This window comes from Thermotoga sp. 2812B, assembly GCF_000789335.1.
In the GTDB taxonomy this organism is placed as follows: domain Bacteria; phylum Thermotogota; class Thermotogae; order Thermotogales; family Thermotogaceae; genus Thermotoga; species Thermotoga maritima.
Window position 1 is genome coordinate 1,567,146 of sequence record NZ_CP003408.1, and the last position, 21,187, is coordinate 1,588,332.

Annotated in this window: 21 protein-coding genes; 8 read left to right on the forward strand and 13 right to left on the reverse strand. The window is 47.1% G+C overall.

Going from position 1 to position 21,187, the window contains the following annotated elements; all coding sequences use genetic code 11:
• Window positions 1–55: 55 nt before the first annotated feature.
• Genes T2812B_RS08100 through T2812B_RS08120 form a run of 5 tightly spaced genes read left to right on the forward strand, consistent with a single transcriptional unit; the run spans window position 56 to window position 4,808 of the window.
• Complete coding sequence (locus tag T2812B_RS08100) at window positions 56–1,045, forward strand: ABC transporter permease (protein WP_008195440.1); 990 nt, start codon at window positions 56–58, stop codon at window positions 1,043–1,045.
• A 5-nt stretch (window positions 1,046–1,050) separates the two neighbouring features.
• Complete coding sequence (locus tag T2812B_RS08105) at window positions 1,051–1,899, forward strand: ABC transporter permease (protein ID WP_008195442.1); 849 nt, start codon at window positions 1,051–1,053, stop codon at window positions 1,897–1,899.
• The gene (locus T2812B_RS08110; RefSeq protein ID WP_008195444.1) at window positions 1,896–2,876 is read left to right on the forward strand and encodes an ABC transporter ATP-binding protein; all 981 of its coding nucleotides are present in this window, start codon (window positions 1,896–1,898) and stop codon (window positions 2,874–2,876) included. The genes T2812B_RS08105 and T2812B_RS08110 overlap by 4 nt, the downstream gene beginning before the upstream one ends.
• The gene (locus T2812B_RS08115; RefSeq protein ID WP_008195446.1) at window positions 2,873–3,820 is read left to right on the forward strand and encodes an ABC transporter ATP-binding protein; all 948 of its coding nucleotides are present in this window, start codon (window positions 2,873–2,875) and stop codon (window positions 3,818–3,820) included. The genes T2812B_RS08110 and T2812B_RS08115 overlap by 4 nt, the downstream gene beginning before the upstream one ends.
• A 1-nt stretch (window position 3,821) precedes the next feature.
• A complete protein-coding gene (locus T2812B_RS08120; RefSeq protein WP_008195448.1) occupies window positions 3,822–4,808 on the forward strand; it encodes a LacI family DNA-binding transcriptional regulator in 987 nt (328 codons plus the stop codon).
• A gap of 24 nt (window positions 4,809–4,832) precedes the next feature.
• Here the strand turns inward: T2812B_RS08120 and T2812B_RS08125 are convergent, their stop codons facing one another.
• From T2812B_RS08125 to T2812B_RS08185, 13 genes are read right to left on the reverse strand one after another with little or no spacing between them, the layout of a single operon-like run.
• Complete coding sequence (locus T2812B_RS08125) at window positions 4,833–6,680, reverse strand: FAD-dependent oxidoreductase (RefSeq protein WP_008195450.1); 1,848 nt, start codon at window positions 6,678–6,680, stop codon at window positions 4,833–4,835.
• Between the two features lie 12 nt (window positions 6,681–6,692).
• Entirely contained in the window at window positions 6,693–7,799 is a 1,107-nt protein-coding gene (locus T2812B_RS08130) for an NADH-quinone oxidoreductase subunit D (protein WP_008195451.1), read from the reverse strand.
• Window positions 7,792–8,319: an NADH-quinone oxidoreductase subunit C gene (locus T2812B_RS08135; RefSeq protein WP_008195453.1), complete on the reverse strand. Its 528-nt coding sequence runs from the start codon at window positions 8,317–8,319 to the stop codon at window positions 7,792–7,794. The genes T2812B_RS08130 and T2812B_RS08135 overlap by 8 nt, the downstream gene beginning before the upstream one ends.
• Complete coding sequence (locus tag T2812B_RS08140; protein ID WP_008195456.1) at window positions 8,300–8,836, reverse strand: NADH-quinone oxidoreductase subunit B family protein; 537 nt, start codon at window positions 8,834–8,836, stop codon at window positions 8,300–8,302. The genes T2812B_RS08135 and T2812B_RS08140 overlap by 20 nt, the downstream gene beginning before the upstream one ends.
• A 12-nt stretch (window positions 8,837–8,848) precedes the next feature.
• Window positions 8,849–9,730 (reverse strand): respiratory chain complex I subunit 1 family protein, encoded by an 882-nt coding sequence (locus T2812B_RS08145; protein WP_008195458.1) that lies wholly within the window; start codon window positions 9,728–9,730, stop codon window positions 8,849–8,851.
• Between the two features lie 4 nt (window positions 9,731–9,734).
• Window positions 9,735–11,615, reverse strand: a complete 1,881-nt coding sequence (locus tag T2812B_RS08150; RefSeq protein WP_008195460.1) for a proton-conducting transporter membrane subunit — start codon at window positions 11,613–11,615, stop codon at window positions 9,735–9,737.
• Window position 11,616: 1 nt separating this feature from the next.
• Entirely contained in the window at window positions 11,617–13,017 is a 1,401-nt protein-coding gene (locus T2812B_RS08155; RefSeq protein ID WP_008195463.1) for a complex I subunit 5 family protein, read from the reverse strand.
• A complete protein-coding gene (locus tag T2812B_RS08160) occupies window positions 13,014–13,352 on the reverse strand; it encodes a sodium:proton antiporter (protein ID WP_004080098.1) in 339 nt (112 codons plus the stop codon). The genes T2812B_RS08155 and T2812B_RS08160 overlap by 4 nt, the downstream gene beginning before the upstream one ends.
• Window positions 13,353–13,358: 6 nt before the next feature.
• On the reverse strand, window positions 13,359–14,123 hold the full coding sequence (locus tag T2812B_RS08165) for a Na(+)/H(+) antiporter subunit B (protein WP_008195466.1): 765 nt from the start codon (window positions 14,121–14,123) through the stop codon (window positions 13,359–13,361).
• Window positions 14,120–14,362, reverse strand: coding sequence for a Na(+)/H(+) antiporter subunit B (locus tag T2812B_RS08170; protein ID WP_008195468.1), 243 nt, complete (start codon window positions 14,360–14,362; stop codon window positions 14,120–14,122). Before T2812B_RS08170 ends, T2812B_RS08165 begins: the two co-directional genes overlap by 4 nt.
• Window positions 14,359–14,682 (reverse strand): monovalent cation/H(+) antiporter subunit G, encoded by a 324-nt coding sequence (gene mnhG, locus T2812B_RS08175; protein WP_008195471.1) that lies wholly within the window; start codon window positions 14,680–14,682, stop codon window positions 14,359–14,361. Before mnhG ends, T2812B_RS08170 begins: the two co-directional genes overlap by 4 nt.
• A complete protein-coding gene (locus tag T2812B_RS08180) occupies window positions 14,679–14,927 on the reverse strand; it encodes a cation:proton antiporter (protein WP_008195474.1) in 249 nt (82 codons plus the stop codon). Before T2812B_RS08180 ends, mnhG begins: the two co-directional genes overlap by 4 nt.
• The gene (locus T2812B_RS08185; RefSeq protein WP_008195476.1) at window positions 14,924–15,391 is read right to left on the reverse strand and encodes a Na+/H+ antiporter subunit E; all 468 of its coding nucleotides are present in this window, start codon (window positions 15,389–15,391) and stop codon (window positions 14,924–14,926) included. Before T2812B_RS08185 ends, T2812B_RS08180 begins: the two co-directional genes overlap by 4 nt.
• Before the next feature lie 350 nt (window positions 15,392–15,741).
• Between T2812B_RS08185 and malE the strand changes: the two genes are divergently transcribed.
• Genes malE through T2812B_RS08200 form a run of 3 tightly spaced genes read left to right on the forward strand, consistent with a single transcriptional unit; the run spans window position 15,742 to window position 21,182 of the window.
• Window positions 15,742–16,917 (forward strand): maltose/maltodextrin ABC transporter substrate-binding protein MalE, encoded by a 1,176-nt coding sequence (malE, locus tag T2812B_RS08190; protein WP_008195479.1) that lies wholly within the window; start codon window positions 15,742–15,744, stop codon window positions 16,915–16,917.
• A gap of 60 nt (window positions 16,918–16,977) precedes the next feature.
• Complete coding sequence (locus tag T2812B_RS08195) at window positions 16,978–18,711, forward strand: DUF4896 domain-containing protein (protein ID WP_004080110.1); 1,734 nt, start codon at window positions 16,978–16,980, stop codon at window positions 18,709–18,711.
• A complete protein-coding gene (locus T2812B_RS08200) occupies window positions 18,711–21,182 on the forward strand; it encodes an ABC transporter permease subunit (RefSeq protein ID WP_004080111.1) in 2,472 nt (823 codons plus the stop codon). Before T2812B_RS08195 ends, T2812B_RS08200 begins: the two co-directional genes overlap by 1 nt.
• The last annotated feature ends 5 nt before the right edge of the window (window positions 21,183–21,187 follow it).

Consider the following 21,187-nt stretch of genomic DNA (forward strand, 5'->3'; position numbering starts at 1 on the left):
TGATGATGACCCCGCCCCTCGGGGCGGGGCTTTAAAAAAGAAGGAGGTAGGAGTCTTGAGAAAGTATCTTACAAAGAAGATCCTGATCTACATCCTGACCTTCTTTTTCGCTGTCACAATTGATTGGGCTATCCCTCGATTCATGCCAGGAAACCCTATCAATTTTCTGCTCTCAAGGTTCGCCGGACTTCCAGATTCCGTCAAGGTCCTTCAGAGCTACTTCACTCAGGCTTTTGGTCTCGACAAACCCCTTTGGGAGCAGTACATCAATTTCTGGAAAGCGCTTTTCAAAGGAGACCTTGGTATAAGCATCTACATGTATCCTCAACCCGTTGCGAAAGTGATAGCCCGTGCTTTGCCTTACTCGCTGATAGTGCTTCTTCCGGCCGTTCTCCTGAGTTTTGCGATAGGAAACAGATTCGGAGCTTTCGTTGCAAGGAAGAAGAGACTCGATAACTTTGCGCTACCTGTTTTTTACACTCTGACAGCATCTCCTTATTTCTGGTTCGGTATCCTTCTTGCCTGGATATTCGGTGTGGTTATACCTCTGTTTCCCCTCGCAGGTGCTTACAGCTTTGGAATAACACCTTCATTCTCCTGGGATTTCATACTCGATTTTCTGCACCACTGGGTACTTCCGTTTGGTTCTCTGTTCCTTGTGATGCTTGGGGGCTGGGCAATAGGTATGAGGAACATGATCATCTACGAACTGGAAGCGAACTATTCCAGATATCTCGAGGCACTAGGATCGTCTCAGAGACTCATCAGGAAATACGCTTACAGAAACGCCATCCTCCCGCAGATCACCGGTCTTGCCATCCAGCTCGGAACGGTGGTTGCAGGTGCTCTCACAACGGAAATCGTCTTTTCTTACCCCGGTATAGGGTACATCCTCATGCAGGGAATTTTGAACCAGGATTATTTCCTGATTCAGGGGTGCTTTTTGTTCATCATCCTTGGAGTGCTTCTTGCCAATTTCCTCGTTGATATCTTCTACGTGATCATAGATCCCAGAATCAGAAAATCCTATTCGGGAGAGGTTTGATAGCCATGACGAGAAAAGAATTCGTCCATTTCTTCTTAAAAAATAAAAAGGTCATCTTTGCCATATGTGTGTACGCTGGATTGATCATCTTAGCTCTGGTAGGACCTTATCTTTCACCTTATAAAGATCCCCTTGCTTTTGTGGGACCTGGATATCAACCTCCGAGCAAAGACCACTGGCTCGGGACCAACACCTTCGGACAGGACATTTTCACACAGCTCGTCTACGGTCTCAGAAGCTCCTTGTTCGTAGGACTCCTTGGAGGGACTCTGGCGACGGTTATTGGACTTCTTGTTGGTTTTGTTGCGGGATACAAAGGTGGTTGGTTCGATGAACTTCTGATGATGTTCACCAACATACTCATGGTGATACCAACACTTGCGCTCCTCATCATCATAGCGGCGTACCTTCCCTACAGGGGAGTGTTCATCGAGAGTATCATAATCGGTCTCACCGCCTGGCCCTGGACCGCGAGAGCTGTCAGGGCGCAGACTCTTTCCTTGAAAACAAGAGAGTTCGTAGATCTTGCAAGAATCACCGCGAGGAAACCTATGAAAATAATTTTCGGTGAGATCATGCCCAACATGATGTCCTATGTTTTCATGGTGTTCATTCTCCAGTTCGGCGGTGCTATTCTTGCAGCTACAGGGCTCGACTTCATCGGTCTTGGTCCAACAAGGGGTATCTCCCTCGGAATCATGATGCAGCAGGCCACTCTCTGGAATGCAATACAGCTTGGCATGTGGTGGTGGGCGATCACTCCTGGTGCGGTGATCACTCTCATGGTTGCAACTCTTTACGTTATGAATGCTGGTCTTGATGAAGTCTTCAATCCTAAGCTCAGGGAGATGTGATAGGCGTGGCTGAAGTGGTACTGGATGTCAGAGATCTGAGAATTTATTACAGAACCCTCTACGGCTACGTGAAGGCCGTCGATGGGGTGAGTTTCGATATAAAGAGAGGAGAAATCCTTGGAATTGCGGGTGAATCTGGCTGTGGAAAGTCCACTCTTGGAAACGGCTTGATCCTTTTGAAACCTCCCATGAAGTACATAGGAGGAGAAGCGATCCTCGATGGAAAAAACATCATGACGCTGTCTTCAAGAGAGCTCAGGAAGGTGAGGTACGAGAAGATCTCCATCATACCACAGTACGCCATGGATGCTATGAACCCGACGAAGAAGATAAAACAGATCATAGACGATCTTCTGCACGAACACGGAGAAAGTTTTGATAGAAAAAAAGACGTTATCGAAGAAAGACTCGAGATCGTCAACCTTGGAAAGAAAGTTCTCAACATGTATCCGATCGAACTCTCTGGAGGAATGAAGCAGAGAATGGTGATGGTGATCTCTACATTGATGAACCCCGATGTCCTCATAGCCGATGAAATCACATCAGCCCTGGATGTGAGTTCCCAAAGAGCGGTTATACAGATGCTTTATGAGATGAGAGAAAAGGAAATCATGGGATCACTCGCGTTCATAACACACGATCTCTCGGTCCTTTATCAGATCGCAGACAAGGTGATGGTGCTCTACGCGGGAAGAGTGGCGGAAATCTCTCCGATGGAAGACATCATCCAGGAACCCCTTCACCCTTACACCAAGATGCTTCTTTCCTCACTTCCAAAGATAGGTGTCAGATATTCCCAGACGAAGCTCAAGGGAATTCCGGGATATCCACCCAGTCTTCTCAACATAGGACCGGGATGTAGATTCAGAGACAGGTGTCCTTACGCGTTCGAAAAGTGCGAACAGGATCCTCCAGTGTTCGACGTTGATGGGAGAAAGGTCTCATGCTGGCTTTTCGAAAGAGGTGATGCAAATTGAGTCTTCTGAAGGTTCAAAATTTGACGAAGGAGTTCCCTCTGGGTTTCTTCGGTAAGGAAAAGCTCAAAGCGGTTGATGACGTTTCTTTTGAAATAGAACGATCCAGGATCGTATCTCTCATAGGGGAGAGCGGAAGCGGAAAAACCACTGTGGGTAAGCTCATCCTGAAACTCATAAGACCTTCATCTGGTCAGATACTGTTCAACGGAAGAGACATAACTCAAATAAAAGGAAGAGAACTCAGAGAGTACTACAGAAAAGTACAGGGAGTCTTTCAGGATCCGTTCTCATCTTTCAATCCCATATACAAAATAGACAGGGTTCTGAACATGGTGTTCGAAGAGTTCTTCCCAGACATGCCAGCTTCTGAGAAGCGTTCCAGAATGGAAGAGGTTATCGCTTCGGTTGGAATGAACCCACGTGAAATCTTAGGAAAATACCCGCATCAGCTCAGTGGAGGACAACTTCAGAGAATACTCATTGCGAGAACGCTCCTTCTCAACGTGGAACTTCTGATAGCCGATGAGATCATCAGCATGCTCGACGCTTCCACGAGGGTAGACATACTGAACCTTCTCGGTGATCTGCGTGAGAGAGGAATGTCCGTTATCTTTATCACCCACGACCTCTCTCTTGGCTATTACATCAGCGATGAGACCTTCATCATGTACAGGGGCAACATAGTGGAAATGGGAGACACCGAAAAGGTCTTTCACAACCCGATTCATCCTTATACTAAGATGCTCCTTGAATCCGTTCCGGAGATAGACAGGAAGTGGGATCTCAGCAAGAGATTCATCCCGGAACTTGTTGCTTCGTCTAACGCACCGTGTAAGTACTACGACAGGTGTCCCATAAGGGATGAAAGGTGTCTCGTTCAAAAGCCAGAGATGGTAGAGGTAGAGGAGAACCATAAAGTACTCTGTTTGAAGGCAGGGGATTGAAATGGCCTCCATCAAAGATGTAGCAAAGCTCGCAGGTGTTTCTATAGCAACCGTCTCACGTGTGATAAACGGCTACAACAACGTCTCGGAAGAGACGAGAAAGAAGGTAATCGATGCCATCAGAAAGCTCAACTATCACCCCGTGTATGCTGTGAAGGGGGCTGTTTTAAAGAGAACTATTGGAGTTCTCGTTCCCAATTTCGGGGGCTTTCACTACAACGAGATATTGACGGGCATAGAAAAAGAAGCGATAAAGAGAGACTTCACCCTCATGATTTCAACAACACTTCACAGGACTTCTGTGGAGCTGGAAAGACTGGAAGTTTTCTTTGCAAAAAGAGTGGATGGTATCATAGTCTGCTCGTCGAAAAAGGACGAGGAACAACTCGAAAGATTGATAAAGAGTGCCATTCCAGTTGTTGTGGTGGACAGGGAAGAACCGGAGATCAGGCTCGACAACGTTGGCATCGACAACTACGCCGCTGGAAGGATGTGTGCGAAGTACCTTCTGGAAAAGGGTCACAGGAAGGTTCTCCTTTTGAAGGGTAGAAGGGATGTTTACTCTTTTTCTGACAGAGAAAGAGGTTTCATAGATTACAGCACGAGACACGGAATAGACGTGAAAGTCACACCGTGCGGTTATTTTGCTGAACACGGCTACCACGCGGTGGAAAGGTACCTGAAAAAACACGGCAGGGGTTTCACTGCGATCTTTGCAATAAACGATCTTTCGGCCTTCGGCGCGCTCAAGGCACTACACGATCTCGGTGTACTCGTTCCCGATGAAGTTTCTGTCATGGGATTCGACGATGACCCTATATCGAGCTATACCATTCCTCCACTCACCACGGTGAGGCAACCGAGGGAAGAGATGGGAAGAGTGGCCTTTGAGATTCTTTACGAGAGACTTTCTGGAAAGAAAGGCGTTGCGAGAAGAGTCGTTCTACCCGTTGAGATCGTTGAGAGAGAATCCGTTAAACAGTTATAAAAGCCCCTCCGGAGAGGGGCTTTTTCATTTTTCCTTTCTCAGGTACATGTCTATCCCTTTTGCCGCGGCGTATCCATCTGCAATACCGTGAATGATATCCGGTCCGTGAACGATGTCTCCTCCTGCAAACAACCATTCCACAGAGGTCTGATTGTACTCGTTTGTTTTGATCCTTCCCCTGACGAATTCGAGTTTGCTTCGTATTTCTTCGGGCAAGTAAGAATAATCTGGTGCCTGTCCGATCGCTTCCACAACCATGTCCGCTTCTACAAAGATTTGTTCTTTTTCGTCAAACTGTGGATCAAATCGTCCTTCGTCGTCGAATACCCTGACGCATTTTTTGAATTTCACACCCTTTATCCTGTCGTTCTCTATCACGACTTCCATCGGCCCCCATCCCGGATTTATGACGATACCCTCTTCGAGAGCCTCTTCTATTTCTTCCATGTCGGCCGGCATGTCCTCGAAGCATCCTTCGAGTGAGAGCACCTGAACGTTCACCCTTCCGTACTCCATGAACTGAAGTCTTGCCATTGACCTGGAGATATCCATCGCGACGTTTCCTCCACCGATGACAACGAGTCTCTCTGGGACCGGTGGCTTTGGACCATCTCCCCTCAGGTAGTCCCTTATCATCTTGAGCAAGGGGAGTGCCTGTTTCACATCTGGGTGATCGGTCCCCGGAACACCCGTTGACCTTCCAAGACCGAAGCCTGTTGCAAGAAAGACAACATCGTGTCTCTTTCTGACATCTTCGAAAGACACATCCTGGCCGACTCTCGTGTTGAGTAGAATTTTCACCCCGAGCGCCTCGATGAATGCGATATCCTTGTCCAGCGCTTCATCGGGAAGTCGGTATTTTGGAATACCGTACCTCATCACTCCACCAGGTTTTGATTCCGACTCGTATATGGTAACATCGTATCCCATGGTGGCAAGAAAGTAGGCTGCGGCAAGCCCAGCAGGACCCGATCCTATGATTCCCACACTCTTTCCTTTTCTCTCCGGTTTTATGTCCAGGATCTCTCCGTATCTCTCGAGAGGAATGCTGTCCACTATGTACCTTTTCAACCACTGAATCGCAACGGGTTCTCCTCTGACTCCCACAGAACAGGCGGTTTCACACCTGTGAGTACAGACCCTTCCACAGACCATTGAGAGAGGATTCGTTCTGTAGAGCCATCTCAGTCCTTCTTCCAGATTGTCCTCGTACACGGATTTTATGTACTGGGGTATGTCCATGTGTTCGGGACAGGTGTAGGTACACACACCGCACTCCACACACCTGGCGGCCTCCTGCATGGCCTGTTCCTTGCTGTATCCTTTCACGATTTCTATGAAAGATTTGATCCTGACTTCCGGTGGTTCCATGGGCATTTCTATTCTTTCGAGATCGAGCAGCTCAGAGTTCTCATCCCTCACCCAGCCGAGGGGTGCCTTTCCGAATTCGTAGAGACCTTTTTTCGCGTTCAATCCCTTATCCGTTGGCATGAAGATGAAGTCTTCCGGATCTTCCGAAATGTGGATGTATTCCCTTGTCATCTTGAGCGAACCCGTTGTACAGATGTCAACGCAGAGTGCACAGAAAGAACATCTGCCGTAATCTATGACGGGTCTTTGCGGAAGCTTTCCATCTTCTTGAGTGAGATCTGGGACCTCCACCATGGTTATGGCATCGGTTGGACAGATCTTTGCGCATGTACCGCACCCTATGCACTTTCCCCAGTCGTTCACGTGGAATCCTCTGTATCTTTCCGAAGCTTCTCTTCTGGTTTTGTTTGGAACCTCTATTGTAACCGGTTTTCTGACGAGAAATTTCCATGCCTTCAGAGGAGCAAAGAAATCCTTTTCTGGTAGCTTCTGGACTGCCATTTTTCTCACCCCTCACCTGTCTATTTCAGGTGCGCAGACGTCCATCGTAGCGAGCCAGATGGGGACGTCTTCTATCCTCGTTCCTGGAAGGTACTTTTCTATTCCGTAGAGTCCCTGAGGATAAGAAGCTCCCCTCACCGCCACCCTGTAAGGTTTGTTCTTTCCATCGGAGACGACAAAGAATCCGTATTCGCCTCTTGTCGATTCCACATGCGCGTAAGCCATACCCTTTGGAACGATTCTTCTGAGACCGTTCCCACGACCGATAGGAACGTTCACTCTGTCAGCCTGTGGCATCTTTTCCAGAGCCTGTCTGATGATTTTTATACTCTGAGGTATCTCTTTGAACTTCAGATAGACCCTGCTGAAAGCGTCTCCGTCTGTTGCCGTTGGAACATCAAACTCCACCCTGTCGTAGAACAGGTAAGGATCCACCTTCCTTATGTCGTACTCCACGCCGGTGGCTCTCAAACCAACGCCGGTGACCCCCATCTCCACAGCCTGTTCTCTTGTGAGAATGAGTCTTCCCCTGAGCCTCGAATGGACGATCCTGTTTTTGAAGATCAGGTTTTCATAATCGGGCAGTCTTGACTCTATGTAGTCGAGTGTCTTCCAGATCATTTCTTCTATCTTTGGTGTCATGTTCTTTCTCACACCGCCGGGAATGATGTACATATGGTACACTCTCGCACCGCTCAGTGCCTCGAATATATCGAGAATTCTGTCTCTATCAGCCACTCCCCAGTAAGACGCCGTGTACAGTCCGAGGGGACCTCCTATTCCTCCAACGGTCCAGATGTGATTCGCTATCCTTGCAAGTTCCAGAACGATCATCCGTATCCACTGGGCCCTTTCTGGAACTTCGACCTTTGCTATCTTCTCAATTGCCATAGCGTAGCATATTTCGTTGATGTCCGGCTCGGGAACACAGATTCTCGGTATGAGTGAGATGTTGGAATACCAGTAACGCCTTTCCATGAGTTTTTCAAATCCTCTGTGAAGAAAACCGGGTACCGGTCTTGCCTTCTTTACGATGTCTCCTTCCACGTACATGTGAACGGAGAAATTTCCGTGCATTCCCGGGTGATTCGGTCCGAAAAAGAGTTTCGTTTCACCCATTGATCTCACCTCTGAATATCTTCTTCGCCTCGTCTATCACGTCTTTCTGGTACTCCCTCCCGGGGAATTTTCTTCTGGAGTACTCGAGAGGATCGAAGTCCTTTCTGAGGGGTGGTTTGTCGTCCCAGAGTTCTAAGAAGAGCGGCTTCATATCCTCGTTTCCAGAGAACTTCACGCCGAAGAACTCGTGGATTTCTCTCTCGTAGAACCTCGCAACAGGCCATATTTCCTTTACTGTTACGAACTGCGGATTGTTTCTGTCTATCCTCGTTGTAACGATGAATTTCCCACCGTCTTCCCACGAGAAAAGGATGTACACCAGCTCGAACTGACTGTCCTCGATCCAGTCTATGCAGGTCATCAACGAAAGATGAGAGTATCCAAGAGATTTCAACGTTTCCAGCACAGCAACAACTCTATCCGGTGCGACAGACAGCTTCACTTCCCTTTCGTCTATTTCTTCAACCTCTGGACGGAAAATTTCCAGAGTTTTCAACGCATCACTCATGGAATTCGTCATGTACATACACCTCCCCGAGGGAGCGGATCTGATTCTGCTTGTACCACTCGTAGTTTTCCCTGTACCTCTTCCAGCCGTCCGCTTCACCTTTTCTGATCTTTTCCATCAGGTAGTTGAAGGCCTCAAGAATCGCTTCTGGTCTTGGCATGCAGCCGGCTATATACACATCGACGGGTATGTAGTAATCGAGCCTGTTCACCGTAGCGTAGGAGTCGAAGTATATACCGCCGTTTATGGTGCAGCTTCCAAAGCCCACGACGTACTTTGGATCGGACATCTGTTCGTAGGTGTATATCACTCTCCTGAGGGTCTTCGTGTTCAGGTATCCTGTGATGAGAAGGATATCGGCCTGCCTCGGCGTTGCCATGGGGGCTATGCCGAACCTTTCCATGTCGAATCTCGAGGTCATGGAAGGAGGAAGTTCAACAGCACCGCATCCAGTACAGTAATGGAGCATCCATATGGAACGCGATCTTAGATTGTCTGCTATTCTTTCCCAAATGCTTCTTTCTTTCATCGGATCACCTCCTCAGAGTGTCAAACCGAGCACCACAAAGAGTGCGTTCAAAAAGGCAAGTCCAAGAGGAACACCCCAGTAGAACTTCAGCATCTGTTCTATTCTGAACCTCGGAAGAACAGAAGAGATGAGAACTGCTACGACCCAGACGGTCACGAATTTCACGAGGAACCAGCCGAGGCTCCCACCACCGAGAAACACGTTCACAAAGAGGGAGATTTCCACGAACAGTGAGAAGTCATGCATGATCTGGAGAAGGCCGAGGTACTTTCCGGACAATTCCACCATGGGACCGGAGGCTATTTCAGCGGGAGCGATAGCGATGTCGAAGGGTTTCTTTCCCATCATTCCGATGAGTGAAATGAACGCCACAATCGCACCAAGAGGCATACTGAACAGGTTCCATTTCTCTCCTTGAAGGGTTATCAACTGGTGTATCGACGCGGTTTTATAATTGAATATGACGGATGCCATAACGACCAGGAACGGTAGTTCGTAGCCGAGCATCTGTGTGAGCGCCCTGCTTATACCTATGGAAGCCCAGGGGTTTCCGCTTCCCACCATTCCCATCGCCATGCCGAGGGCACCAACGGTGAACAGGTACGTGATTACGAAGAAGTTATCTGTGTTCGGGAACGGAGTCCACTTCAAGGAGCCGAGAGGCATGAGCATGGCCGTTGCGATGGATCCCCCGAGTGCCATCAGGACTCCAAAATCGAAGATCCATCCGTTGCTGAAGGGATGCTTCGACAGTGCCTTGAAGACATCTATGAAGTTTTGGTACCAAGGAGGTCCTATTCTCCTCTGGATCCTCGCGATTATTTTCCTTGCGATTCCCTCAAGAGATAGAACGAGAAAAAAGGCAAGAACGAGGTTGAACAGTGCTTTTATCATCCTTTCACCACCTCACCCAGAATACGAGGAGTAGAGTCACGACAACCCAGAAGGTGTAAGCCGAGGAGGAAGGTTCAAAGAACCAGCTGTGTATCCATTCTCCAGCGTCGTGGAACAGCTTCCCGGACATTTTGAGGAGTTTCTCCCACGATGGATGTTTTTCGTACATTCTTTCAAAACCTGCGTAGAATTTGGTATTGTAGTGGTAGAGATCTGGATTATATATGAACTCTCCGCCCGTGTAGATGTTGATGGGTGTTCCCTCCTCCCTGTGAGGTGCCAGAAGGTCCACCTTCCTTGGTTTTGGAAAGAGAGAGTAAAGGATGTAAGCAACGATGAAGCCCACAAGAAATAGACCGAAGACGATCACGGGGTTCCAACTTCCCGCAAATCCCTTCACAAGCCAGTTCTCCGGATCAGATATTTTGAATGAAGGTGCGACATCCAGATCCACCCTGATTTTTTCGATCGTCTGGAGAATGGGGAAAGGCCATACACCCAGAAAGAAACTGATGAGAACAAGGAGAACCATGGGTGTCAGCATCACAGCAGGGGCTTCTTTCACGTCCCTGTACTTTCCGGGAAGCTGTCCCAGGAACACCCCTGCGAGTGGCCTGAATACGTACAGGAAAGATCCTATCGATCCAAAGAAAGCCAAGAAGGCAGTTATGAACATTCCCTTTCTGACCAGTGCCTGGTAGATCATCCACTTCGAGATGAAGCCACTCATCGGAGGAATTCCGGCAAGAGAGATGATGGAAAAGAGATAAGCCAGGAAGGTAATGGGCATTTTGTGGATCAGACCACCCATTTCGCTGATCTTCTGTGTTTTCGTTCTGTAAATGACCGCAGCGAAAGCCATGAATATAACCGCAGAAGCGACTGCGTGGTTGAAGATGTGGAACATTCCTCCTTCGAAGCCCAGTGGGTCCATGGTGCCGATTCCTATCAGGATGTAACCTCCGTTCGCAACCGAGGAATAAGCCATGAGCATCTTCATATCGTCCTGCTTTATTGCCATGAGTGTTCCTATCACGATCGACACGTTTCCAAGAGCGATGAGGATGTAGTTTGGAAGAGGGATTCCCGAATAAACGGTGACTTCTGAGAAGACTTTCAAAGAAGGTATAACGGAAAGAACGAGTAAAAAGATGTAGTTTCCGAGTTTGCTGAACTGTCCGGAAAGTACGGAAGAAAACGCATTTGGTGCAAGACCATAAGTCTCTCTAAGCCAGATGTGTAATGGAAATATCCCACTTTTTGCTATACCGGCCGCGCTCAAGAGCAAAAACACGGCCATTTTGAATCCTATCGAAGTGTCGTTGAGCATACCCTGTGCTATGCCGTGTATGTTCAGCGTTCCGTATCTCTGATACGCGAGAAACGTTCCGTAGAGGAAAGCGTACGTTCCCACAGCACTCATAACCGCGTACACAACGACTGCTTTTCGTGCCTCTTTCTTTTCCATGGGAACGATCAGTAGCGAAGAGAGGACTGCTATCTCCCAGAAGACGTAGAGCGTGATTAGATCGGCAGCCATGAAGACACCGAGTGATCCTGCCGTTACCATGAGCAGGAACATATTGTAGCTTGCTCGATACTTTTGAGTCTCGAGCCATTTCGTGGAAAAGAGCATCACGGATACAATCACCAGAAGACTGACAAAAGAGAAATAGAAAGATACGTTCGTCCATTCGAACTGGACTTTTAAACCGAACAGATCTAACTTCTCAAAAGTGCCCACCTTCAATGTGAAGACGTACAGAATAGTGAAGAGCCCTGCCAGAAAATTCAGAAACGCTCCTGCTTTCCAGCTCATTTTCGAGACGAGGTAGATGAAAACGGAAAGTGTGAGGAGAACTAATGGGAGAAGACCCATTGCCACGTCACATCCCTCCCTTCACCGCAGAAAAGACACCGCTCACATAGCTTTCTGTGTCCAGAAGGGCTTTTGCCATCTTTTGTGTTCCTTCAAGAAACACATCGGGCTGCAGAAAGACGACAACGAGAAGGATCGCGAGGGCAAAAGAGAAAAACCCGATCATGAGAGATACTTTCGATCTTTCCTCAACGGTTTCTTCTTCGAACCAGAGCCTCACGTTCCATCTGATCACGTATCCAACTTCGATGGCGGTCGCTATGAGAAGCACAGCTGGAAACAGGAAATCTTTCATTGAAAAAGCTTCCATGATCATTCTGATCTTGCTCTGAAAGCCTGCGAACATCGGAAACCCTACCAGAGAAAACGTGGCCATGCTGAAAAAAATTCCAAGCAATTTGTGTTTTCTGAAAACTCCATTCAGATCTCTGTAACTGTAAACCAGAAAACCTGCCACGAGAAAGATCACGAACTTCGCTATAACATCGTTCGTGAGATGAAAATACGCAAGATTCAAGGCATTTTCCGTTCCCTCAGATATCATCGCAGCCACAACTCCGGCTTGTGCGACACTCGAATAAGCGAAAGTTCTCAACAGTCTGGACTCTCTGAGTGCTGCCATCTCACCGGTCAGGATCGTAACGAGGGAGAGAACGTACAGAGTGTTCAATCCACTGCCATGGAATACCGTTCCAAAGAGTCTTCCGAGCATGTAAAGAGCCGCGAACGAAACGGCCGTTCCGAGAACGATCGGAGAGACTTCGTTTCCACCATAAACTCCGGGGACCCATCCGTTCAACGGGAACAGTTTCGCCTCAACTCCAAGACCGATCGTGTAAAGCATGGTCACCGCAAGTAGAGAGCTTCCAGAAAATCCAACCATTGCGATGTGCGCCATATTCAAACTTCCCGCTGCGCCGTAGGCGAAGATCGTTGCCAGAAGATAGAACGATCCAGCAATGCCACCGAGTATCAGGTATTTGTAAGCGTTGTAGAAATTTTCTCTCTTCGCGGCTATCGTGACCGCCGTTATCGTGATTATTTCCATGAAGACGAACGAGTTGAAGAGATCTCCCGTCAGAACGAATCCGTTCGTGGCCCCCAGAAGGAGCGTGAGAGAGGTTTCGTATCCTTTCTTTGTCTCCACCGGAAGAAACGAAACCATTAAAAAGATGAGATTCACGATCAAAGCAGCGTAAAAACTGGCATCGTCCAGAACGAGGTTTATACCAAACGGCGGTTTCCAGTTTCCCATGGCATGAATCTCCACGACGCCCGGAAACCACTTGCTGAGAACTACGATCACGTTGAACAGAGCCACCAGCGAGAACAGAACACCTGACGCCTTTTTCCAGAAAAGCGAAACGAAAGCCGCGAGGAGTGGCACAGCCACGAGCAGGCTGATCATTCTTTCACTCCCTTCATCTCTTCGAGATCAAGTGAGGAGTGTTTTTCTTTGATCCGAACGAGAAGAGAAGCTCCGAGTGCCAGCACACCAACACCTATGACGATCGCTGTGAGAACGAGAGCCTGTGGTAGAGGGTCAACGAAGTTCAGTGAGAAGTTCATGACTCTGTCTGTGTATATGGGTGCGTCTCCTTCTCTGTAACCAAGCGCTATTATGAACAGGTTAACGGCCGTATCGATGATTGTGAGTGAAACGAGATGTTTGAAGAGATTTTTCTGCGTAAGCAAGCCGTAAATTCCTATTCCTGCGAGGAGAATGGATATCACATAGATCATCTCGAATCACTCTCCCTTCCGGTGTATCTCTGATATAACTCCGGAGAGTTCCGATCCGACTTTGAGACCGATGATGATGTAAACAACGGGAACCACACCGGCACTGAAGAGATCTCCTACTCTTCCCGTAGACAGAAAGTTGTAAAGGAAAGCACCGCCGGTGAGCAGACCGATCAGTCCCACAAGAACGTAGAGAGCACCCATCGAACCTTCGAGGAGCTTTGCTCTTCCTTCGTTCAATGTGAATTCTTCGTTCGAGAGGTATAAAAGCAGAATCGCCGCGGCTATGACGGTACCTCCGGGAAATCCACCACCAGGTGAGAGGTGGCCGTGAACAAATATGTAAACACCGAACATCAGGATCAAAGGCAGAAGGATTCCTGTGCTCACCTTGAGAATGAAATTCGGCTCTCTTCCGTATTTCATCCTCCCGCTTCCTCGAAGGATCGTTCCCACACCGATGGCAGCGGCAAGAAGCACAGTCACTTCTCCCAGAGTGTCGAAAGATCTGTAGTTGACGACAATTGATGTCACCACGTTGGCACTTCCGTCTTCTAAATTCGATTCGCCGTATATTCTTCTTTCAGAAGGTATTTGCAAGTTTCCTTCGATCCATTCTCTGGAATCAACAGTGTTTACATCCTTCGCCAGGTAGTGAACGGAGACTCTTCTGGAGAGATCGATCTTTCCAAATGGTTCCAGAGTGGCGATGAACGAAAGCATCACGTAAACGAACGCGGCCGATATCAGAATGGCGAAGAATCTTCTCATCTTTCATCATCCTTTCCCATTTTGAAGAGTGTGATGAGAAGAACAGCCGTTGTGAGACCCGCACCAACCGACGCTTCCGTTATGGCAACGTCGGGAGCTTTCATGATGATGAAGAGAAACACCGAAAGGAGACTGAGCGATGAGAGAGCTATGACGCTGTCCAGAATTTTTCTCGCTTCAACTGCAAAGAAAGCAGCGATCAGCATCATTCCTCCAGTCAGCCATATCAGTAGGTTCATCTTTCATCACCACCTTTGTATTCGTCGATAACAGTGCACTCACACGGTTTCACACCCGAAAGATAGGAAGCTCTGGCCAGCACAGAGCTTCCAACAGGATTTGTAAGGGCGATGAACGTGATGATAACGATGGCTTTCAGAAGAAATTCCGGTTTTGCGATACCGATTCCCAGTACAGTTGAGAAGGTTCCGAGAGTCGTGGCCTTGGTACCCGCCTGAAGTCTGTTGTAAACGTCAGACATTCTGAAAACACCGAGGCCTCCGAGAAAGTAAAAAAACGCCCCTATCGCTATCAGTACCTCTCCGATAACCTCGTTCATTTTCTCCCCTCCAGATAACGGGATACGATGATCGTTTCCAGAAAAGAAAGAAGGGCGTAAACAAGGGCGATATCCATATAAATCGCTCTGTCGAAAACGTAAGCAAGGAAGACTATGAGGCCTGTTAGCATAACATTCATCGCGTCGAGAGCTGCCACCCTGTCAGAGGAAGTGGGACCTATTATTACCCTGATGAATGAAAGCAGAACACCGGCTCCAACGAGAACGAAGAACAAGAGACTCATTCGAACACCCCCTTGACGAGTCTCTCGAACTTTCCAGAAATGTGTCTTTCTTTCTCTTTAGTGGATTTCACTTCGATCCAGTGGACAAAGATCCTGTCGTCTTTCACATCCACACTGAGTGTTCCAGGAGTGAGGGTTATGCTGTTGGCAAGAAAGAGACGAGAAGCGTCTTTTTTCAGATTCGTTTTTACTTCAACAAAGCCCGGTTTGAGCGGAAGGCGTGGATTCAAGACCCTTAAGGCAACATCGATGTTGGCTTTCACCATCTCTATGATGAAGATGGGAAGGAACATCACCACGTACCTGACGATCCTCAGTGGTAGTTTCGCATCGAATCTGATACCGTGGTACTTTCGAAAAATCAAAGACACAGCCAGAGAAACCACAATTCCTGCGAGCAGTTCCGAGTAGGAAAATCTGGTGATCACAAGCCATAAAATCAAACTTGTCAGAAAAACGCTCACTCTTTACACCTCCTCGGGATTGAAAGAGAAAGTTTTCACAATCACAACACAAGAGTAATTCTACTCTTTCGAATCGGTAATGTCAACCTAATTAGTAGAAATAAAAACCAGTTTCGAAGAGAACGAAGAGGGAAATTTAGACCAAAACAGTCCAGATTATGTAAACGAAACACAGAAATATACGTTTTCTGGTTGTAAAAGTCGATTTCAGGAAATTATTTGGAAATAACATCAAAAATCTCTTCGGGATGACGCTTGACATTACGGTAACTTTCACGGTAACGTTTACGTATGGTAATATCTATCTGGATGATATGGGAACACTCGATATCTAAGGAGGTGAAGGTGGTATGAAAAAATTTCTGGTGATCGCTTTGCTTGTCGTTTCTCTAGTTGTCCTCGCCCAACCGAAACTCACCATCTGGTGCTCTGAGAAGCAGGTTGACATCCTTCAGAAACTCGGAGAGGAGTTCAAGGCGAAGTACGGCGTAGAGGTTGAAGTGCAGTACGTGAACTTCCAAGACATCAAGTCTAAGTTCCTAACAGCAGCTCCTGAGGGACAGGGTGCAGACATCATCGTTGGAGCACACGACTGGGTAGGTGAACTCGCAGTCAACGGTTTGATCGAACCCATTCCAAACTTTAGTGACCTGAAAAACTTCTATGAAACCGCTCTCAACGCGTTCTCTTACGGTGGAAAACTCTACGGTATTCCTTACGCCATGGAAGCGATCGCACTCATCTACAACAAGGACTATGTTCCTGAACCCCCAAAGACCATGGACGAACTCATAGAAATAGCAAAACAGATCGATGAAGAATTTGGAGGAGAAGTGAGAGGTTTCATCACCTCAGCGGCCGAGTTTTACTACGCCGCTCCTTTCATTTTCGGATACGGTGGATACGTATTCAAACAGACAGAGAAAGGACTAGACGTCAACGATATTGGACTGGCCAACGAAGGAGCCATCAAGGGTGTGAAACTCCTCAAGAGATTGGTTGATGAGGGAATACTGGATCCCAGTGACAACTATCAGATCATGGATTCCATGTTCAGAGAAGGCCAGGCGGCGATGATCATCAACGGACCATGGGCCGTTAAGGCGTACAAGGATGCAGGAATAGACTACGGTGTAGCCCCAATCCCCGATCTGGAACCTGGCGTTCCTGCAAGACCTTTCGTTGGAGTCCAGGGTTTCATGGTAAACGCAAAATCACCAAACAAACTCCTTGCCATCGAATTCCTGACCAGTTTCATTGCAAAAAAGGAAACGATGTACAGGATCTACCTTGGAGATCCAAGACTTCCCTCCAGAAAGGACGTGCTCGAACTTGTGAAAGATAACCCAGACGTAGTTGGTTTCACACTGAGCGCAGCCAACGGTATTCCAATGCCCAACGTTCCACAGATGGCCGCTGTCTGGGCCGCTATGAACGATGCGCTCAATCTCGTTGTGAATGGAAAAGCAACGGTCGAAGAAGCGCTCAAAAACGCCGTTGAAAGAATCAAAGCTCAGATTCAGTAACATAAAACTTTTACGGGGCTGGGTCCCCAGCCCCTTCCATACGTTCAGGGAGGGAAAACAGTGAAAAACATCGTTAAATTGTTTCTCTGGTTTCTTCTTGCCATTCTGAACATCGCTCTTTTCTGGGCAGGTGTTTTTCTTTTCCAGAACGAGTATTACGAACTTTCGATAGTGCTTTTCTCTCTGTTAGTTCTAATAGATTTCTTCATCATCAACCCAAGGGGATATCCTTACAGATACACCATACCTGCTCTTATTCTGCTTTTTGTTCTTGTACTCTATCCGATATACTTCACCTTCAAAGTGGCATTCACCAATTATGGAACGGGCCACTTCATGTCGAGACAGGAAGCTATAGAGAGACTTCTCTATGACCCAAATTTTTCTTATGTGGTAGATTCGACTCCTGTTTCATATAAGGTGTTTGTGGTGTACGATGGTCTCTCTCCCACTGATGACTTCCTAATACTTTTCAAAACGGGAGATACCATTTTCCTTGGTGAAAGACCGAAACCAGTTGTTGCACGAGGTCAGGAGGTCCTCCTGAGTCAGTTCAATCTGGTTCCGATCACGGGTGAAACGATCTCACTGAACGGCGACACCTTCAGGATCGTTCCATGGCCTGCGGATCTCTCGGAGATCAATCTTGTAGTACGTGGTGAGAAGACCTACAAGAGCTTCTACTCACCCGATGACGAGATTCTGAGGTTGAATGCACCTTACTTCAAGAGCAGAATAGCTCAGGGTTATCTGGTGAACGCAGAATACGTGCTTCCCGATGGAAAAAAATTGGCCCTGAGAATTGCTCCGGATGGAGAATGGAGATTCATGTACGTGGAGAGACTCTACAGATTGGCTTACAAAGAGATATACGACGGTGTGAAAATGAAGATAACAACCACAGTGGTGAACAATCTCACGGGAAGAGAAGTGGTAGAACGTGAAGGTGCTTTCTATGATGTGGACGAAAATGGGAACGAGACGTTCCTTGTTGGATTCATAGATTTTGTGGGATGGAAAAACTTCCTGAGGATCGTTAAAGATCCAAAGGTTTCCGGTCCTTTCTTCAGAATATTTCTCTGGACTTTCGTGTGGGCTGTTCTCAGCGTGGTCCTTTCCCTCGCTGTGGGACTTCCGTTTGCGCTCGTTTTGAACAATCCAAGACTCAAGGGAAGAAACCTCTACAGGACGCTTCTGATCATTCCCTGGGCCATTCCAGTTTTCATTTCGGCTCTGGTCTGGCGCAATGGACTTCTGAACGAGTCTTACGGTGTGATCAACAAGTTCCTTTTACCTCTTTTTGGCCTTGAACCAATAAAATGGTTCAACGATCCCTTCTGGGCACGTGTGGGGGTCCTTCTCGTCAACGTCTGGCTCACGTTCCCGTACATGATGACGATCTCACTCGGTGCCCTTCAGAGCATTCCACCAGAGCTCTACGAGGTGGCGGCAATAGATGGTGCAGGAAGATTCAGGAGATTCGTACACATCACCTTCCCACTCCTTATGACCATCATTGCACCACTCCTCGTCAGCAGTTTCGCTTTCAGTTTCAACAACTTCACAATCATATATCTGATTACGGGTGGTGGGCCTCCAATTCCTAACTCGACCACTCCAACAGGATACACGGACATTTTGATCTCTTACGTCTACAAACTGGCGTTTGAAGGTGGTCAGGGACAGGATTTCGGTTTTGCCAGTGCCATTTCAATACTCATCTTCTTCCTAGTTGGAGGAATCAGCTTCGTAAACTTCAAGCTGTCCGGTGCATTCGAAGAGGTGAGCAGATAATGGTGCAGAGAAGAGGGAATATCTTTACACACATCTTTCTCATTTTTATAATTGCGGTGATTTTGTTTCCCGTTGTCTGGGTAGTAACAACGTCTCTCAGAAGAGATGAAGCGGCCTTTTCATCAAAACTGTTCACATCACGACTGACTCTGCAACACTACAGGGATCTTGTGGCACCCGAAAAGAATCTTCCTTTTCTAGTGCAGGATCTCCAGGCAATGATTTCAAAGGTAAAACCTTACGATACCTGGTCTGAGGAAGAACTCAAAGACGCTGTAGAGAGTTCTATCGAAAAAGTGAAAGCCTATCTGTCAGAGACGGAGACTAGATTGAACGACGCTGTGAATTCCTTTGAAAAAGTTGATGCTTTTTTGAACGATCACTCCGAAGAGATAAAAAACAGAACGATCGAGGAAATGAGAGAACTTCTTTCATCCATCCAGATACCGGATCTGAGTGATTCGGTAGAAAACAGAGCGGCTCTTTATCTCGTTCTTTCAAAGGAAAGATACAATTCAACAGCTCACAAGGCGTTGAAAGAGTTACTGGAAAGGTTCACGGGTGTTGACACCGGTACAAGAGACGGATACGAAAAAGCGATAGAGAGTCTGAAAGAAAGCTACGAAAAATTGGCTGATGGATACGATGGACTCATTAAAGAAACTCAAAGAGAACTGAATGCTGTGAAGGAGGAGATGTCTTCTCTCAGACAACAGTATAGCGCTCTTCAGGATAATGTAATGGAAGCCAATCTCGTGATCGAAAAAGACATAATACCGGAGCTGGAAAGAATAAAGATCTCACTTTCAGAACTCAACAATCTCAGGGAACAAATAAGACAAACTGCGTTGCGCAGCCCGTTTCCTGTGAATGATGAAGAATTCTCACGAAACGTCTCAGAAGCTGTTCAGATGCTGAATAAATTCCTCAATGAAATGGGCTCTTTCGCTGAATACGATTCGTTGAAAAATTCACTTGTAGAATTGAAAAAGGAGCTTACAAAACTCTCCGAAGGAAGCGAAGACTTGAGAAACCGTCTCCTTTTCTCCGATCTTGTGAAAATTTACGAAGAGTTGCATCCAAGACTCATCAGAATTCTGAAAGAAACCGCCGAGACTATTGCCAGCATAAAAGACAGAATAGCGGTTCTGAACGTTCTCAATGAGCGTCTAAAAGATCTTGAAATCCAGGAAAAGGATCTAACTGCGAAAATTTCTGAGTATCAGCAGAAAATTTCTGAGGTTCAGCAGAAACTATTGGAGCCTCAGAGAACATTGAACCTGATCGTCTTCAGATACGAGCTTGAGAAAACAATTTCCTCACTTGAAAGAGTTAAAGCTTTCAAAAAAACTGATCTTCTCAGATACTCCTCCGCTTTGAAGACTCTTCGCAATTTTATGAATTCTTACTGGAAGAAAGACGAACTCTACAGCAGAATATCCAGAGCGGTAAAGGAGATGCGGTGGATAGAAGAGTACAGAGATTTTGCAAGCAAATTCGATGTTTTCCCAGAGAATCTGAAAGCAATACTGGAAGAAATGCACACCTCACTAAGCGACCTCGAAAGATCTTACGGTGATTTCATATCCCTTTCATCTCAGGGAGTGTACGTGTCTTCGAGTGTTCTGAGCAGAATGTACGACATTGTGAAGATGGATTTCGTCAACAAAGTCAGGGCGAACATGTCAGTTGCATCGAGGCGGGCCGGTAACCTGATTGACCTTGTACCGTTCTCCGAAGTTAAGAAAGACCTGAGAAATATAGACAGAGAGCTTTTCAGAATAGACCAGATCTGGAAACAGAAAACGAAACACTATTTCTGGCTGTGGGTTCTCAACTCCGTGATTGTATCCCTGATAGTGGCATTCATAACAACGACCGTGTGTGCTATAGCGGCTTATCCATTCAGCAGAATGAGGTTCTTTGGAAGGCGTTACGGAATCATGGCACTCCTTCTGATACAGATGTTCCCGGGTGTGATCTTCATGATTGCCATATACGACCTTCTGAACTTCATGGGAAAGTACATTCCATTCATAGGAATTGACACTCTCGGTGGATTGATCTTCGCATACCTCACCAACATCGCCTACAACATGTACTTGATAAAAGGTTTCTACGACACGATTCCCACCTCGCTTGAGGAGGCAGCCATCGTCGATGGAGCAACGCGCTTCCAGAGTTTCTACAAGATCATAATTCCACTTGCAAGACCAATTCTCACGGTGGTGTTCCTGCTGGTCTTCATTGGAACGTTCAACGAATACGTTGTTGCGAGGATAATCCTTCAAAATGTGAGGCACTACACGTACGCTCTTGGTCTTCAAGCGTTCGCCACAGGTCCATATGAAACGGAATGGGGACTTTTCACAGCGGCAGCCCTTCTTGGAATGACACCGATGGTGATTTTGTTCCTCTCACTCCAGAGGTATCTCGTGAGTGGTCTTACAAGGGGTGCAGTTAAAGAATGAAGGAG